This is a genomic window from Kitasatospora sp. NRRL B-11411, assembly GCF_000721345.1.
GTDB lineage: Bacteria > Actinomycetota > Actinomycetes > Streptomycetales > Streptomycetaceae > Kitasatospora > Kitasatospora cineracea.
On the sequence record NZ_JOGH01000061.1, the window covers coordinates 1 to 15,474 of the forward strand.

At 74.6% G+C, this 15,474-nt stretch carries 14 protein-coding genes; 8 read left to right on the forward strand and 6 right to left on the reverse strand.

Annotated features, from left to right (window positions below; translation table 11 throughout):
- Positions 1-74: 74 nt before the first annotated feature.
- Entirely contained in the window at positions 75-1,067 is a 993-nt protein-coding gene (locus IH44_RS0124345; RefSeq protein ID WP_051817270.1) for a hypothetical protein, read from the reverse strand.
- Between the two features lie 179 nt (positions 1,068-1,246).
- Entirely contained in the window at positions 1,247-3,646 is a 2,400-nt protein-coding gene (locus tag IH44_RS0124350) for a tetratricopeptide repeat protein (RefSeq protein WP_030461840.1), read from the reverse strand.
- Between the two features lie 387 nt (positions 3,647-4,033).
- Here IH44_RS0124350 and IH44_RS0124355 point away from each other — a divergent pair, with 387 nt between their 5' ends.
- The gene (locus IH44_RS0124355; protein WP_157852450.1) at positions 4,034-4,417 is read left to right on the forward strand and encodes a hypothetical protein; all 384 of its coding nucleotides are present in this window, start codon (positions 4,034-4,036) and stop codon (positions 4,415-4,417) included.
- Positions 4,418-4,491: 74 nt separating this feature from the next.
- Here IH44_RS0124355 and IH44_RS0124360 read toward each other — a convergent pair whose 3' ends face one another.
- From IH44_RS0124360 to IH44_RS0124370, 3 genes are all read right to left on the reverse strand, one after another.
- Positions 4,492-5,871 carry an FAD-binding oxidoreductase gene (locus IH44_RS0124360; RefSeq protein WP_030461842.1) on the reverse strand — a complete coding sequence of 460 codons (1,380 nt, stop codon included), beginning with the start codon at positions 5,869-5,871 and terminating at the stop codon, positions 4,492-4,494.
- 118 nt (positions 5,872-5,989) lie between these two features.
- A complete protein-coding gene (locus tag IH44_RS0124365; protein ID WP_030461843.1) occupies positions 5,990-7,630 on the reverse strand; it encodes an amidohydrolase in 1,641 nt (546 codons plus the stop codon).
- A gap of 46 nt (positions 7,631-7,676) precedes the next feature.
- Positions 7,677-9,266 (reverse strand): APC family permease, encoded by a 1,590-nt coding sequence (locus IH44_RS0124370; protein WP_369794986.1) that lies wholly within the window; start codon positions 9,264-9,266, stop codon positions 7,677-7,679.
- Between the two features lie 201 nt (positions 9,267-9,467).
- Here IH44_RS0124370 and IH44_RS0124375 point away from each other — a divergent pair, with 201 nt between their 5' ends.
- The 4 genes from IH44_RS0124375 to IH44_RS0124390 all read left to right on the forward strand — a co-directional run bounded on the left by IH44_RS0124375 (position 9,468) and on the right by IH44_RS0124390 (position 12,393).
- On the forward strand, positions 9,468-10,166 hold the full coding sequence (locus IH44_RS0124375; protein ID WP_030461845.1) for a TetR/AcrR family transcriptional regulator: 699 nt from the start codon (positions 9,468-9,470) through the stop codon (positions 10,164-10,166).
- Between the two features lie 203 nt (positions 10,167-10,369).
- A complete protein-coding gene (locus IH44_RS0124380; RefSeq protein ID WP_030461846.1) occupies positions 10,370-10,759 on the forward strand; it encodes a VOC family protein in 390 nt (129 codons plus the stop codon).
- Positions 10,760-10,837: 78 nt separating this feature from the next.
- Positions 10,838-11,692, forward strand: a complete 855-nt coding sequence (locus IH44_RS0124385) for a hypothetical protein (RefSeq protein ID WP_030461847.1) — start codon at positions 10,838-10,840, stop codon at positions 11,690-11,692.
- 23 nt (positions 11,693-11,715) lie between these two features.
- Positions 11,716-12,393 carry a hypothetical protein gene (locus tag IH44_RS0124390; protein ID WP_030461848.1) on the forward strand — a complete coding sequence of 226 codons (678 nt, stop codon included), beginning with the start codon at positions 11,716-11,718 and terminating at the stop codon, positions 12,391-12,393.
- 7 nt (positions 12,394-12,400) lie between these two features.
- Here the strand turns inward: IH44_RS0124390 and IH44_RS0124395 are convergent, their stop codons facing one another.
- Positions 12,401-13,273 (reverse strand): alpha/beta fold hydrolase, encoded by an 873-nt coding sequence (locus IH44_RS0124395; protein WP_030461849.1) that lies wholly within the window; start codon positions 13,271-13,273, stop codon positions 12,401-12,403.
- Between the two features lie 46 nt (positions 13,274-13,319).
- Between IH44_RS0124395 and IH44_RS0124400 the strand changes: the two genes are divergently transcribed.
- The 3 genes from IH44_RS0124400 (at position 13,320) to IH44_RS0124410 (ending at position 15,312) form a co-directional block, all read left to right on the forward strand.
- Positions 13,320-13,928, forward strand: a complete 609-nt coding sequence (locus IH44_RS0124400) for a TetR/AcrR family transcriptional regulator (RefSeq protein ID WP_030461850.1) — start codon at positions 13,320-13,322, stop codon at positions 13,926-13,928.
- Positions 13,929-14,078: 150 nt separating this feature from the next.
- On the forward strand, positions 14,079-14,741 hold the full coding sequence (locus tag IH44_RS0124405; RefSeq protein WP_030461851.1) for a hypothetical protein: 663 nt from the start codon (positions 14,079-14,081) through the stop codon (positions 14,739-14,741).
- 40 nt (positions 14,742-14,781) lie between these two features.
- Positions 14,782-15,312 (forward strand): NUDIX hydrolase, encoded by a 531-nt coding sequence (locus tag IH44_RS0124410; RefSeq protein ID WP_030461852.1) that lies wholly within the window; start codon positions 14,782-14,784, stop codon positions 15,310-15,312.
- The last annotated feature ends 162 nt before the right edge of the window (positions 15,313-15,474 follow it).

Sequence of the window (15,474 nt, forward strand, 5' to 3'; positions counted from 1 at the left end):
GCGGCGGTTTGGGGGGGGGGGGGGGGGGGCGGCGGGGGGGCGGGGCGGGGCCTGCGGCGTTCGGGTGGCGGCGGTCAGTGGCCGGCGCACTGCAGGCGAATGCGCTGGTACACCTCCACCGGGTCGCCCCAGTAGGCCCAGGGCAGTTCGGTCACCCGGTCGCCGAGTTCGCCGAACAGCAGGTGCGCGGCGGCGGGCTGCCCGGAGAGCGCGAACGCCATGGCGAACTCGTTGTGGGCGACCGGCCAGTCCCGGCCGCGGACGTAGCCGGGGTGCCGGACCGAGCGGTCGGCGGCCTCGTGCAGCTGCGCGCGGACGTGCTCCTGCCCGATGTACGCGGCGTCCTCCTCGACCGGCAGCGACAGCCAGTGCTCGATGTGGGCGCGGGCGACCAGCTGGCCCATCGCGCTGCCCTCGGGGGCGGCGAGCATCGACGCCCGGGCGAAGGCGTGCATCTCCTCGTGCGAGCCCTGCCACTTCTCGCACAGCTGCTGCAGGCGCTGGCGGTGCGAGGGGACGTGGCCGGGGCTGCGGCGCAGCGCGGCCTCGAAGCGGTGGCGGGCGGAGTTCCGGTCGAGTGAGGCGCCGCGGCCGCTGATCTGCAGGAAGTACCAGGGGCCGAGCAGTCCGGGGTCGAGTTCGGCGGCCCGGAACAGGTGCTCCTCGGCGCTCTCCAGCCGTGCGTGGAACAGCTTCCACTGCTCCTCGCTCACGTGCTTGGCCCGGGCGCCGGTGCGGGCCTCCCAGGCCCAGCTGACGTGCCGGGCGCCCTGGGCGAGCTGCAGCAGCGGGTCGTCGGGGGCGGCCCGCAGGGCCTCGGCGAGCAGGGTCTCGGCGCCGGTGGTGTCGGCGACGGCCTCGACCATCAGGGTCAGGTCGTCCTGCCCGGCGGCGGTGTCGAGGACGCCCCGGGCGTCGTCCCAGGAGCCGGCCGCGACGGCGGCGCGCAGCCTGGTCAGGTCGGCGTCGCCGTGGGCCGGGTCGATGACCGGGCGCCGGGCGCCCGTCCCGGCCGACCGGTCCTCGCCGGTGTCGCGGCGGCCGAGCAGCCGTGCGAACAGTCCCATTCCCGGGTCCCCTCCGAAGTGCGATGCGTTCCCGCGGGGGCGCGTGGCACTCCCCGGATCGAGATTCCTATCACGTCCGTGCGACAGGTGTGCGAAGGGTTTTCCCGGTGGCCGACCGGGGCCTGCGGCGGAGCGGCCGCCGCAGCGGTCGCGGGACCTCCGGCCCGTGCCACGGGCTGTCAGTGGACGGTGACCGTGAGCAGTCGGCGGGCTTCGGCCAGGTAGGGTTCGGCCGCCAACTCGTCGAATACGGCGACCGCTTCGCGCAGGCAGTCCCGGGCGGGCGCCGGGCGGCCCTGGCCGAGCAGGGACTTCGCCAGGCCGAGGAGCGCCTCCCCCTCCCCGAAACGGTCGCCGCTGCGGCGCGCGATCTCCCGGGCCCTGGTGTTGCAGGCGGCCGCTTCCTCGAACTGGCCCAGGTCGTGGTGCCGGGAACCGGTGAGGATGTACGCCAGGCCCAGACGGTAGCCGTCGCCGCGCGACTCGCGGATCGCCACCACCTGTTGCATCAGCTCCAGTGCGGCCGCGTTGCGGCCCAGCGCGGACTGGCAGGCCGCCATCGCGTTGAGGGCCGATGCCTCCCGGTCGGTGTTGCCCTGTTCCCGAGCCAGTTCCAGTGCCAGGGAAGCGTGTTCGAGACCGGTCCGGGGGCGGTCGGTACGGCTGTAGAAGATCACGAGGTTGTTGAGCACCGCGGCCTCCCCGTCCCGGTCCCCGAGCGCGCGGCGGGCAGCGAGGGCCTCGGTGAACATCTCCTCGGCTTCGCCGGTCCGGCCCAGCTCGGTGGCGGTCGCACCCAGCCGGTTCCGGAGCCACGCCTGTGCGGCGAGGTCGCCGGTGCGGAGGACCTCGGCCAGCGCGCCGGCCAGCAGGGCCTCGCACGCGGGCCAGTTCTGGTTCACGGCGCGCAGCACCGATGCGGCGGCCGGGATCCGCCAGGCCGCCGCGGGGTGACCGGCGGCCCGCGCGGCGGCCGCCGCCGCGAGGAGGTTCCCGTGCTCGGCCTCCAACCAGGCGACGGCGGCCCCCCGGTCGACGAACTGCGTCACGGGCGGCCCGGGGTGGCGCGGGTCCGGGCCCGGTGTCCCGGGGTGGCGCGGGTCCGGGCCCGGTGTCCCGGGGCCGGACCGGGTGGGGGACGGCATGCCCAGCGAGGGCAGCAGTGCGGTCGCGGCGGCCTCGGCCGTCCCTCCGTACCAGTCCAGCAGTCGGCCCACCGCCCGTTCGCGGTCGCCCGCGGGCAGCCGGTCGGCGGCCGTCTCCGACGCGTAGGCGCGCAGGATGTCGTGGAGTTCGAAACGCCCGGGCGCCAGTTGGAGCAGCAGGTACTCGTCGCAGAGCGCCTCCAGCGTGGCCCGCGCCGTCCCCACCGTGACACCGGCCAAGGCCGCCGCCGCCTCCGCGGTCACATCGGCCCCCGGCTGGATGCCCAGCAGCAGGAACAGCAGCCGGGCGGGCCGGGGCAGCGCCGCCAGGGACAGATCGAACACCGGGCGCAGCGAGCGCCGGCCGACCGTCATCGCGTCCAGACCGCCCCGGTCCAGGTACACCAGCAGGTCGGCGGCGGTCCAGGCCGGCCGGGCCTTCAGCCGGGCCCCGGCGATGGTCAGCGCCAGCGGGAGGTTGCCGCAGGCCCGGGCGACCCGCGCCGAGGCAGCGCGGTCGGCATCGATCCGCTCCCGGCCGGCGACGGCCGCCAGCAACTCGACCGCCTCGGCGTCCTCGAGGACGTCCAGCTGGTGGATCCGGGCGCCGTCCAGGCCCGCCAGGCTGCGCCTGCCGGTCACCAGCACCAGGCAACCGGGGTGGGCCGGGATCAGGTCCCGGACCTGCTCCTCGTCCTCGGCGTTGTCGAGGAGGAGGAGCGCCGCCCGGTCCTTCAGCCGGTCCCGGAACATCGCCGCCCGCTCGTCCGCCCCGGACGGCACCGAAGCGGCCGGCACGCCCAGCTGGCGCAGGAACGACGCCAGTACCTCCGCGGGGTCGGCGGGCTCCCGTTCGGGGTCGAAGCCGTACAGGTTCACGTACAGCTGGACGTCCGCGAAGCGCCCGGCGCGGACCAGGAGGTGGGCGGCATGCACGGCGAGCCGGGTCTTGCCGACTCCGCCCATCCCCTCGATCGAGGAGATCACCACGGTGGCGGCCGGGGAGCCCGGCCGGGGAGCCGCGGCCAGCAGGTCCTGGAGTTCCCGTTCCCGGCCGGTGAACACCGCCAGGTCTGCCGGGAGTTGGTGCAGCACCCCGGTCGGGCCGCCGGACTTCGCCTCCCGATGCACCCGGACGCCGCTCGCCCGCCAGCGTCCGACCTCGTCCTCGCCCGCACCCAGCGCCCGCACCAGCGCCGTGACCAGGTCGAGGTCCAGTCGGCGGCGCCCCGGCTTGAAGACGTCCGCGAGCGTGGACGCCGACACCTCGCGGGCCGGCCGCAGCAACGGCCCGACCCGCCGGGCCAGCGAACGGTACGAGGGCATCCCCGCCCACGCCCGCAGTTCGCCCAACAGACCGACGAACTCGGCCAGATCGGCGGCGCCCGCCGGATCCGGCAGCTCGCCCCGCCGTTCCCCCGTGCCGACCGCCATGGCGCTCCCACCCCCGTGAACCCTCGCCCCGGCCGCTCCCGGCCGCCTCCGGATTCTAGTGCCGCGTCAGGCAACCTTCGCCGTGAAGGAGCGGCGTCCGGTGCGTGCTCTCGGCGTGCCGGCCGGAAGCCCTCGTACTGGATGTACTTGGGTTTTCGGCCGGTGCGGCGAGAGTGCGTGCCGGGCGTCGCGACGGGCGAAGGTTGCCTGACGCGGCACTAGGGGCGGCAGCGGCGCGTCCGGCAGGTTCCGAACCGTCGGTCGGGGGCGGCGTCCGCTGTACGGATTCGTCCGGGAAACGTGACCCCGGCCGGCCCGGACAGCAGTCTGGGTGTGCCGCCGATGTACCGGCGGGGAACCGAACTCTGTTCTCCAGGGGAGGAATTGATGGCTCGTTCGTTGAAGAAGGCCGCGGCGCTGACGGTCGGGACCGGCCTGCTGGCCGTCCTGGGCATGGCGGGAACCGCGCACGCGGGAACGACCGGCACGGTGACCCTCGAAGTGCCCGGCTGCAAGGGCGTGCTCTACCTGAGCGGCGGCGGATCGTCCAACTGGGCCACCGCCACGCTGCAGTCGAACTCCGGCCGCACCTGCTGGCTGACGTTCTGGGAGCGGAACACCTCGACGGGCGGCCAGGTCTCCCAGAGCCTCAGCGTCCAGAACAACTCGTCCGCCTCGACCGGCTCCTACTACCACGACGCCACGCACCAGGTCGCCATCTCGATCTCCAACGGGGTCGACCCCCAGAAGGGCAGCGCCTGGTACAACTAGGCGCCGCCGAACGGTGGTGTGACGTTCCGCCCGTTCCGGTCACTGGCCGGGGCGGGCGGCAGCCGTCGCGGGGGTCAGCCGCGGCCGGAGATCCGGTCGGCGAGGGTGGCGAGCGGGGAGGTGGCGGCGTGTTCGCGGCGGTCGGCGTGGCGGTAGACGGCGTAGAGGGCGTGGACGCCGAGCCAGCGGGCCGGTTCGGGTTCCCAGCGGCGGACGCGGTGGCCGACCCAGGGCAGGGCGGTGAGTGCGGTGTCGGCGCCGCGCCCGAGGTGACGGAGCGTCAGGTCGCGCAGGGTGCGGCCGGCCAGGTTGGTGGTGGCGACGCCGCTGCCGACGTAGCCGCCGGCGAAGCCGAGGCCGGTGGCGGGGTCGAGGTCGACGGTGGCGCACCAGTCGCGGGGGACGCCGAGCACGCCGGACCAGGCGTGGTCGATCCGGGCGTCGGCGGCGGCGGGGAACATCCGGGCCAGGATCTCCCGGAGTTGGGCGACCGTGCCGTCGGGGGTGGCGCCGTCCCGGTCGATCCGGGAGCCGTACCGGTAGGGGTGTCCGCGGCCGCCGAGGGCGATCCGGTCGTCGGCGGTGCGCTGGGCGTACATGTAGGCGTGCGCCTCGTCGCCGAGCACCTCGCGGTCCTGCCAGCCGATCGCCTCCCAGACCTCGGCGGGCAGCGGTTCGGTGGCGATCATCGAGGAGTTCATCGGCAGCCAACTGCGCTTCTGCCCGGCCAGTTCGGCGGTGAAGCCCTCGGTGCAGCGGAGCACCGCGCGGGCCGTCACGGTGCCGTGCGCGGTGACGGCCCGGCCGGGGGCGATCGCGGTGACGGGCGTCGACTCGTACACCCGGACGCCGAGCCGGCGGACGGCGGCGGCCAGGCCGAGGACCAGTTTGGCGGGGTGCACCCGGGCGCCGCAGGGGCTCCAGGTGGCCCCCAGGGTGCCGGGCACGTAGAGGCGTTCGGCGGCTCCGGCGGCGTCCAGCAGGTGCACCTCGTCCGCGCCGAACGCCTGCTCGTGGGCGAACCGGGCCTTCAGGCGGGCGAGTTGGGCGGGGGTGGTGGCGATCTCCAGGACGCCGCCGCGGTGCGCGTCGCAGTCGATGCCCTCGGCCGCGGCGGCCCGCAGGGTCTCCGACACCGTGTCGTTCATGGCGAGTTGGAGCCGGCGGGCAGCGTCCTCGCCGTGCAGCCGGGCGTAGCGGCTGCGGCCGGCGATGCCGTTGTACAGCCAGCCGCCGTTCCGGCCGGAGGCCCCGTAGCCGCAGAACTCGGCTTCCAGCAGGGCGATTTCGAGGTCGGGTGCGGCCTGCTTGAGGTAGTAGGCCGTCCACAGCCCGGTGTAGCCGCCGCCGACCACGCAGACGTCGGCGTCGAGGTCGCCGTCCAGCGGGGCGCCGCGCTCGGGCAGGCCGGTAGCCGCGTACCAGAAGGAGACGCCGCCGTTGACGGTGGTCATGGTGCTGTGCCCTGCTTCCGGGAGGAGTGCGTGGGGGGACGCTAACCGGCCGGTCCGGGCCCGGGCAACGGACACCCTGCCAGGCCGGCCGGCCCGGTCCTGACAGGGTGTCCGGGGGTCACTCGGCGACGTGCACAGCGGTGCCGCCGACGTAGGTGCGCAGGACGCGGGTCTCGGCGATCTCCTCGGCGGGTGCGGCGAACGGGTCGCGGTCCAGCACGACCAGGTCGGCGAGGTTGCCGGGGCGCAGCACGCCGGTGTCGTCGAGGCCGTTGAGGTGGGCGGTGCCGGCGGTGTAGGCGGCGAGGGCGGTGGCCAGGTCGAGGCGCTGTCCGGGCAGGAAGACGGGGGTGTCGGGGGCGGCGCCGGGTTCGCGGCGGTTGACGGCGACGTGCAGGCCGTCGATCGGGACGGGGCTGGAGACCGGCCAGTCGCTGCCCGCGGCGAGGGTGGCGCCGGTGCGCTGCAGGGTGCCGAACGGGTACTGCCAGGCGGCGCGTTCGGGGCCGAGGAAGGGGATGGTGAGCTGGTCCATCTGGGGTTCGTGGGCGGCCCACAGCGGCTGGATGTTGGCGATCGCGCCGAGGGCGGCGAACCGGGCCAGGTCGTCGGGGTGGACGACCTGGAGGTGGGCCAGGTGGTGGCGGTTGCCGCGGCGGCCGTTGGCGGCGATCGCGGCCTCGACCGCGTCCAGCGCCTCGCGGACGGCGCGGTCGCCGAGGGCGTGGAAGTGGACCTGGAAGTCGAGCGCGTCCAGGGCGGTGACGTGCCGCTTCAGCGCCTCCGGGTCGACGAAGCTGAGGCCGCTGTTGCCGGTGGCGCAGCCGCAGCCGTCCAGGTAGGGGGCGGTGAGGGCGGCGGTGAAGTTCTCCGCGATGCCGTCCTGCATGATCTTGACCGAGCCGGCCCGGAACCGGCCGTGGCTGAACTTCGCGCGGCGGGCGACGAGTTCGGGGATCTGTTCGGCGCCGCGTTCGCGGTCCCACCACAGGGCGCCGACCACCCGGGCGGTGAGGGTGCCGTCCTGGGCGGCGGTCAGGTAGGCGTCGGACGGGTCCGGGTTGCCGCCGAACTCGCCGAGCAGGGCGTCCTGCCAGGCGGTGATGCCGAGCGAGTGCAGCATCGCCTGGGCGCGCAGCAGGCCGTCGAGGCGGTCGGCGGTGGTGGGGGCGGGGGCGTGCCGGCCGACCAGACCGACGGCGCCCTCCTGGAGCATGCCGCTGGGGGTGCCGTCGGGTTCGCGTTCGATCCGGCCGTCGGCGGGGTCGGGGGTGTCGCGGGTGAGTCCGGCGGCCTCCAGGGCGCGGGTGTTGGCCCAGGCGCCGTGGTGGTCGCGGTTGGCGAGCAGGACCGGGCGGTCGGGGACGACGGAGTCGAGGAGTTGGCGGGTGGGCAGGCCGCCGTCGAAGCTCTCCAGCGACCAGCCGCCGCCGGTGATCCACTCCCGCTCGGGGTGGGCGGCGGCGTACTCGGCGATCCGGGCCAGGTAGTCGGCGGTGGTGACGGTGCCGGTGAGGTCGCAGGCGGCCATTTCGAGGCCGCCGTAGACGGCGTGCACGTGGGCGTCCTGGAAGCCGGCGACCAGCAACTTGCCGTGCAGGTCGACGACTTCGGTGTCCGGCCCGATCAACTCCCGCACCTCGTCGTGGCCCACGGCGGTGATCCGCTCGCCGGTGACGGCCAGCGCGGTCGCCCGGGTGCGGGCGGCGTCGCCGGTGTGGATCGGCCCGCCGGTGAGGACCAGGTCGGCACGGTTCATGGGTGGTGCTCCGTTCTCGGTGCGTGGTACGGGAGTTGACGGTCCGTCAGTTGTCCGTGGCGGCCACGGGGTTGGTCGGAGTGGGGGTTGGGGTGGGTGACGGGTCGGAGGTCGGGTCGGGGGCCCGGTCGGGGGTGCCGGTGAAGTACGGCGAGCGGCGGACCCAGCGCGACCAGGCGGCGGCGAGCAGGCCGGAGCCGATCATCAGGACCGGCACGGTCAGCTCGAACCAGCCGTTGTCGGCGGCGAGTTCGAAGTGGTCGGTGCCGTCGTAGAACGTCCAGGCCAGGTAGCCGCCGACCAGCAGCAGCACGATCGCGCCCAGCAGCGGCGCGACCACCGCCCGGAGGCCCTCGGCGAGGTCCTCGCGCAGCAGGTGCCGGAAGCGCACCGCGGAGGCGATCGCCACCAGCGCGTAGTAGAGCGCGACGACGATGCCGATGGCGTTGACGGTCGCCGAGATCAGCTCGGTCACGGTCGGGATGACCAGCGACAGGCCGGCCAGCGCCAACGAGATCCCGGTGATCAGCCAGGTACCGGTGGCGGGGGTGCGGTAGCGCGGGTGCAGCCGGGTCCAGACCCGGCCGAGGGTGCCGTCGCGGCCCATCGCGTAGGTGCCGCGGGCGGTGGGGATGACCGCGGCCTGCAGCGAGGCGGCGGCCGAGAAGGTCAGCGCGACCAGGGGCAGCGCGGCCAGCGGCTGGTCGGCGAGCTTCTCCGCGAAGTAGGCCAGCCCGGTGGCCCCGTTGTCGGCCAACTCGCCGATCGGCAGCACCCGTTGGAAGGCCGTACCGGCGAACAGGAACAGCCCGAGCATCAGCAGCAGCGACAGGAACCCGCCCCGGGTGGCGTCCTTCGGGTCGTGCACCTCCTCGCCGACGCTGAACACCGACTCGAAGCCCCAGTAGCAGAACACCGCCAGCACCATGCCCTGGGCGAGCGCCGCCGCCGACGGGATCTCGAACGGGTCGTACCAGGACAGGCTGAACGGCTGGTCGCCCGCGAACAGGCCGTAGCCGCAGAACGCGAGCAGCACCGCGTACTCGAAGACCAGCAGGTACTTCTGCAGCCTGGCCGCCAGGTCCAGGCCGCGCACCGCCACCACCGTCGCGGTGAGCAGCACCAGCATGCCGATCAGCGTGCACTGCAGGCTGGAGTCCGGGTCCAGCGCCACCCCGGGCAGCGAGCGCAGCCCGGCCTTCCCGGCCAGCTGGATGATCGCCGAGCCGGTGACGGTGGTGGTGTACGCCATGAAGACCACGGTGGTGACGATGTTGACCCAGCCGGTCAGGAAGCCCAGCCACGGGTGCAGCGCCTTGCCGACCCAGCGGTAGGAGCTGCCCGCGTCCGGTTCGACCCGGTTGAGCCGCCCGTAGCCCGCGGCGATGCCGAGCACCGGGAGGAACGCCAGCAGCATGATGGCCGGCAGGTGCAGGCCGACCACGCCCGCCATCAGGCCCAGTCCGATGCCGATCGAGGTGGTGGCGGCCGTGCTGGACGCGGCGATCACCACCACCGCGCCGACACCGACCGACCTGCGCATCGCGTCCGGGCCGTTGCTGTTGCTGCCCTTGCTGCCGTTGCCGGGGTTGCCGCCGTCGGGGACGGGGCCCCGGTCCTTGACCGTCGTTGCCAAAGGATCACCACCGAGGGAGTCGTGGGGGACGGGGAGCGGGCGTCCGCAGCGGGGCGGACGTCCGAAACGGGGGGGTGCGCCGGATGGGGGGCGCGGGGGGATCGCGGCGGGGAAGCGCCGGTAGGGACGCCATGAAACCGGGGGCCGCCGCAACACGTCAATGCTGTTGTCGTAAGGGCGGGTGCCCTAGGATCCCGGCCCATGACCGACCGAGTCGTCCCCGAGGCCGAACGCCGCCGCCGGCGCCCCACCAAGCACGGCACCGTGCTCTCCGAGCAGGTCATCGTCGACACCGCGCTGCGCCTGGTCGGGGAGCACGGCGCCCAGGCGTTCACCGTCCGCCGCCTGGGCCTCGCGCTCGGCGCCGACCCCAGTGCGATCTACCGCTACTTCCACAGCGCCGACGACCTGCTGCTGGCCGTGGCCGACGAGCTCATCGGCCTCGGCCTGCACGGCTGGCGGCCCACCGGCGACTGGCGCGCCGACCTGCGCGAGGTCGGCCTGCGCATCCACGCCCACTCGCTCGCCCACCCGCAGGCCGCCGTCCTCGCCGCCTACCGCACCACCGGCCGGGCCAACGAGATCCGCGCCATCGAGACCATGCTCGGCATCCTGCGCGAGGCGGGCTTCCCCGACCCCGACGCGGTCGGCCTCTACCACGCCTTCATCGACCAGGCCCTGGGCTTCGCCGTCCTCGACTCCGCCGCGCTCGCCCTGCCCGCCACCGCCCAGCACGCCGACCACGGCGTCTGGGACACCGCCTACCGCGACCTCTCCCCCGCCACCCACCCGCACATCGCCGCCACCGCCGACCTGCTGGCCGCCGACATGCGCCGCAGCGCCTACCCGCTCGCCCTCGACCTCCTGCTCGACGCCCTCGCGGCCCGGCTGCCGTCCTGACCCCGGCCGGCTGCCGTCCCGACCCTGGCCGGCTGCCGTCCTGACCCTGGCCGACTGCCGTCCCGACCCTGGCCGACCCGCTTCGGTTCGGGGGCGGCCTCGGCCGGAATGTCGCACCTGGGCGGTATGTTCGGCCGGACGGCGCCACCGGGCGGTGGTGCCGCGGCCGCGTTCCGACCCTTCCGTTCCCGCAGGAGATCCGCATGCGCATCCACCTCACCTCGGTCTTCGTCGAGGACCAGGCCGCGGCACTGGCCTTCTACACCGAGGTGCTGGGCTTCGTGAAGAAGCACGACGTGCCGCTCGGCGGGGGTGCCCGGTGGCTGACGGTGGTCTCCCCCGAGCAGCCGGACGGCACCGAGCTGCTGCTGGAGCCCTCGGGCCACCGGGCGGTGCCGCCGTACAAGGCGGCGCTGCGGGAGGACGGGATTCCGGCGGCCTCGTTCGCGGTGGACGACGTGGCCGCCGAGTACGAGCGGCTGCGCGGCCTGGGCGTGGTGTTCACCCAGGAGCCCTTGGCGACGGGGCCGGTGACGACGGCGGTCTTCGCCGACACCTGCGGGAACCTGATCCAGCTCGTGCACGCCCCGTAGGGGCAGACGGGGACGGTGGTCGGGGCGGGGCGGCTGGCGGGGCGGCCGTCCGGGGAGTTCTCCGCTACCCTCCCCTCCATGATCATCGAGGGGGTGCGCCCGGGCGGCGCGAGTTGGTGGGGGATCTTCGCGGAGCGGGCGGTGGCCCGCGGGCCGCTGGTGCTGCTGGTGGTGGCGGTCGGGGCGGTGCTGCAACTCGCCGCCGGGGTGGTGGTGGCGGGCCTGGTCCCGGCGTTCTGGCTGCTGCGGCTGCTGTCCGTCGCGGTTGCGACGCTGCTGGTGTCGTTCGAGTACGGGGTGGCGCTGCGGCTGCTGGCCTTCCGGCCGGGCCTGGGGTCCGCGCTGCGGGTGCCGCCGCGGCAGCTCGGGCTGATGGCGGGCTGGTCGGTGCTGCTCTCGGTGCCGACCCTGGTCGACCTGTGCGCGGCCTTCCGCCCCGACCTGTACTTCGACCTGCTCCGCGGGCCGTTGCGCTGGCCGCTGCTGGCCCTGGGGGCGTTCGGAGGCGCGTTGGCGGCGGCGCTGCCGGCCGCGGTCTTCGTGGCGGGCGGCGGGCTGCAGGCCGCCTGGCGGCTGCTGTCCAGCGGTTGGGCGACGGCGCTGCGGCTGTGCGCGATCGCGCTGTTCGGGTGCGTGGCCGGGCTGCTGGTGCAGCAGTGGTCCGTCGAGGCGCTGTGGCGGAGCCGGTCGCTGGTGGCCATGTTCGCGGTGGACGCGCTGGCGGCGCCGGTGCACCTGCTGGTCCTGCTGCTGCTGTTCGCCACCTACCGCCGCTCCCCCGCCGCCGTCGGACCGGACGGGTCGGACGGGTCGAATGGCGGGCCGGGCGGGTCGGACGGTGGGCCGGAGGACGGATCGGCGGACGGATCTGCGGGCGGGACGGCCGGCGCGGGGTCGGCGTACCCGCCGGTGGACGCGGCGTTCGGGCGGTGAGGGCGGTCGGGTAGCGTCGGGGCGTGGTCGACGACGGTGCGTGGCGGGGTCCGGTGTGGTGGGCGGTGGTCCGGGAGCGGGCGGCCGCCTGCTGGTGGCAACTGCTGCTGGTGGACCTGGTGTTCGCGGTCGCCGGGAACGTGCTGGCCTCCGTGGTCGGCCGGTCCGGAGCCGCGCCCGAGGCCGCGGCGGTGCTGCTGTTCGCGGCCGGGGCGGCGCTGTCGGCCTGGCGCTGGTCCGCCCAACTGCGCCTGCTGACCGGGCAGTCGGACCTGCCCGCGGCGTTCCGCGCCGAACGGGGGCCGGTGCTGCGGCTGGCCCTGCTGGGCGCCGCGGTGGACCTGCCCGGGCTGGCCTGGCTGCTGTCCGTGCTGCTGCCCGGCGGGTACGACCTGCTGGTGCGGCCGGTGCTGCCACTGCTCGACCCGGTCGCGCTGTACCTGCTGGCGGTGGCCGCGCTGCTGCCGATGGCGGTACTGCTGGAGGGCCGCGACCTGCGCCGCTCCTGGCAACTGCTGCACGGCAGTTGGCGCTCCACCGTGCGGATCGGCCTGGTGGTGCTGGCGCACGCCGCACTGAACCGGGCGCTGCCCGGCCCGCTCCCGGGCCTGGTGCTGGAGGCGGCCTCCGCGGTGCTGCTGTTCGGGTGCTACCGGGTCTCCGTGGATGCGGACAATTCCCTTGCCCGGGATACTTCCTGACGGTCAGTCAGGAATTTTCCAGGATGCGTTCGGCGACCAGTCCGGGCCGGTCCATCGGCAGTGAGTGACCGGCGCCCGGAACGACCTCGACCCGGGCGGCCGGCAGGACCCGTCCGATCCGTTCGGCGACGGCCCGGGCGTCGTGCAGGGCGCTGCGGGCGCCGAACAGGAACAGGGCCGACGAGCCGCCGATCCGGCGCAGTTCCCCGTCGGTGAGCACGGGCGGGACGGGCAGGGCCCGCCGGAAGCCCAGGGCCGCCCGGCCCAGTCCCATCAACTCCTCTTCCAGCACGGCGCTGTTGCCGACCGCGCGGGCCAGCCGGGGGCGCAGCGCGCGGGGCGCGGAGGCGGCCAGGCCGCCCGCGATCAGCCAGGCGTAGAAGCGGGGGCCGAAGCCGTTGAAGCCGGCCGGGTCGAGCAGGGTGAGCGCGCCGGACCGGCCGGGGTGGTGCAGCCGGTGCTGGAGGGCGACCCAGCCGCCGTAGGAGCAGCCGACCAGGTGGGCGTCGGCGAGGTCGAGCCCGGCGAGCACCTGCTCCAGCCAGCGGGCGGCGTCCCGGCCGTCGGCGATCGGTGCGCTCTGGGTGCTGGCGCCGGGTTCGCCGACCGGGTCGACGGCGAACACCCGGTGGTGACGGGCGAGCCGGTCGAGCTGGTGGTGCCACATCAGGGCGTTGCCGCCGGAGCCGGGGAGCAGCACGATCAGGCGTCCGGTGGCGGCGTCCGCGTCGGGTCCGGCCTGCAGGACGCGGGTGGTGCCGTAGGCGGTGGGCAGGTCGTGCGGGGTGTGCGGTCCGGGCCACAGGGCGGCCAGGGCGCGGTCGTAGGCGGCCCGGAAGCGGTCGGCGGAGCGGGGGTTCTTGAACGCGCTGATTCGCATGGTACATCTGTATCACGGCATGATACGGGTGTACCAGGGAGGCTCGATGAACACCAAGGCCGAGCACGAGGAGCGCCGCCGGCAGATCGCCGAGGCACTGCTCCGGATCGCCGACACCCAGGGGCTGCAGTCCGCCAGCATGCGCGCCGTCGCCACCGAGGCCGGCGTCTCACTGCGCCTCGTCCAGTACTACTTCCACACCAAGGAGGGTCTGCTGCTGGACGCACTGGCCCGCCTCGGCACCCAGCTCCAGGAGCGGATGGCCCGCTGGATCACCGCCGCCGGACACCCGCCCACCCCGCGGGCACTGGTCACCGCCGTGCTCTCCTGCATCCTGCCCACCGACGCCGAGAGCCGCCGGATCGCCCGCACCTACACCGCGTACTACACGCTGGTGCTCAACGACCCCGAACTGCTGGCCAAGCACGGCACCGGACAGGCCGACCTGCTGGAGGGCTTCCTGGCCAAGCAGTTGCTCGCCGCCCGGGAGTCCGGCGCGATCGCCGCCACCCGTGACCCGATGATCACCGCCGCCGGACTTGCCGCCATGGTCAACGGCCTTGGCCAGAGCGTCCTGGGCGGCCAACGCACCGGCGAGCAGGCCCTCTCCGTCCTCACCCACCACCTGGACGAGCTCTTCGGCCCTGCCGCCTGACCGCCCGCGCCCGGCTCCTTCCGCCCGGCCGCCGGCGCCAGCACCCGCGGTGGCACCCGCGACGGCACCCCCGGCGGTCGGTGTCGCGGTGGATTGGTATGTTCTCGGAGCGTCACTACCGACAGCCGTCTCACGGGGGATCCAACCAGTATGCGCATCCGTCAACTCACCGCCGCAGCAGCCCTGCTGACCGTCGCCCTGGCCGTCACCGGCTGCGACCCGGAGGGCACCTCGGACGGCGGCCCCACCACCGCCGCCGCGACCGGCACCCCGGGCGGTTCCGCCGCGAGCGGTGCCGCCTCGCCGACCGGCGCCGCGTCCAAGCCGGCCGCCGGGTCCTCCAAGACGGCCGCCGCGCCGGCCGGCGGGCAGACCGTCAGCGCCGCCGACGAGACCGCGTTCGAGAAGGCCAGCATCGACGTCAACGGCTGCGCCGCCTTCTACAAGACCCACAAGGTCATGGTGGTCGAGAACGCGGCCCCCGGGCAGCTCAAGGCCACCCAGGCGAAGGTCACCTGCGACAAGTACGGGCGCCAGCTGGACCTCGGCGGCGGCGTCTCCTCCTACTACAAGTTCGCCTCCGGCGCCTCCGTCACCATGTTCACGAAGGGCCTCAACCCCTCCGGGACGTACCCGCGCTACGAGGCCCGGAAGACCACCTTCGACGACTACGCCAAGCTGCACCAGCCCTGCTTCGACACCTCGAAGCCGGACGACCACCCGGCCGACCTGTGCGGGAACCTCTTCATCTACGAGACCGACGCCGGCGGCCTGATCACCTCGATGCACGAGACCTGGGAGATCGTCGACTGACGCCCGCACCGGCTCCGGCTCCGGCCGGTAGGGTCGCCCCGTGACCCCACCCGCCGGAGCCACCCCGCCCGCCGTCCGGGATACCTCGCGCCTCCTGCTGCTCGACCACCGGGACCGGCTGCTGCTGCTCTGCGCCCGCGACCCGCGGCCGGCCGGCGGGCGCTGGTGGTTCACCGTCGGCGGCGGCGTGGACGAGGGCGAGGACGCGTTGGCCGCCGCCGTCCGGGAGTTGCGCGAGGAGACCGCGCTCGACCTGCCCGCCGAACGGCTCGGCCCGGTGGTCTGGACCCGGCGCACCGACTTCACCTTCGACGGCCGCCCCTTCCGCCAGTGGGAGGAGTACCGCCTGCTGCGCCTGACCCCCGCCGAGACCGCCGCCGTCCGGGTCGACCCGGTCGAAGCCAGGTTCGGCCACCACTGGTGGACCGTCCGGGAGTTGGCCACCACCGACGCCACCGTCCGCCCGCGCGACCTGGCCGCCCGCCTCACCGCCCTGCTGCGCGAGGGGCCCGGCCCGGTTCCGCTGCACCTCGGCGACGTGAACGACGACGAGGACCGGGCCGGGCGCTGAAAGTCGGTCTTGCACTGTGGATGACCACGGATCACGGATCACGAATCGTGGGTCGGGGAGATCCCACGGACAGAAGGAGCTGCCGGGCGGCGTGGCCACCGAGCCCGGAGATCACGGGCCGGGAAGGTCTCGCGGCGGATTCACCACGCAGTTGCGCTCGGC

What these genes read in the sequence shown, in the direction of transcription:
- IH44_RS0124345 (WP_051817270.1), bottom strand. Translation starts at nt 1,067, where the DNA reads ATGGGACTGTTCGCACGGCTGCTCGGCCGCCGCGACACCGGCGAGGAC.
- IH44_RS0124350 (WP_030461840.1), bottom strand. Translation starts at nt 3,646, where the DNA reads ATGGCGGTCGGCACGGGGGAACGGCGGGGCGAGCTGCCGGATCCGGCG.
- IH44_RS0124355 (WP_157852450.1), top strand. Translation starts at nt 4,034, where the DNA reads ATGGCTCGTTCGTTGAAGAAGGCCGCGGCGCTGACGGTCGGGACCGGC.
- IH44_RS0124360 (WP_030461842.1), bottom strand. Translation starts at nt 5,871, where the DNA reads ATGACCACCGTCAACGGCGGCGTCTCCTTCTGGTACGCGGCTACCGGC.
- IH44_RS0124365 (WP_030461843.1), bottom strand. Translation starts at nt 7,630, where the DNA reads ATGAACCGTGCCGACCTGGTCCTCACCGGCGGGCCGATCCACACCGGC.
- IH44_RS0124375 (WP_030461845.1), top strand. Translation starts at nt 9,468, where the DNA reads ATGACCGACCGAGTCGTCCCCGAGGCCGAACGCCGCCGCCGGCGCCCC.
- IH44_RS0124380 (WP_030461846.1), top strand. Translation starts at nt 10,370, where the DNA reads ATGCGCATCCACCTCACCTCGGTCTTCGTCGAGGACCAGGCCGCGGCA.
- IH44_RS0124385 (WP_030461847.1), top strand. Translation starts at nt 10,838, where the DNA reads ATGATCATCGAGGGGGTGCGCCCGGGCGGCGCGAGTTGGTGGGGGATC.
- IH44_RS0124395 (WP_030461849.1), bottom strand. Translation starts at nt 13,273, where the DNA reads ATGCGAATCAGCGCGTTCAAGAACCCCCGCTCCGCCGACCGCTTCCGG.
- IH44_RS0124400 (WP_030461850.1), top strand. Translation starts at nt 13,320, where the DNA reads ATGAACACCAAGGCCGAGCACGAGGAGCGCCGCCGGCAGATCGCCGAG.
- IH44_RS0124405 (WP_030461851.1), top strand. Translation starts at nt 14,079, where the DNA reads ATGCGCATCCGTCAACTCACCGCCGCAGCAGCCCTGCTGACCGTCGCC.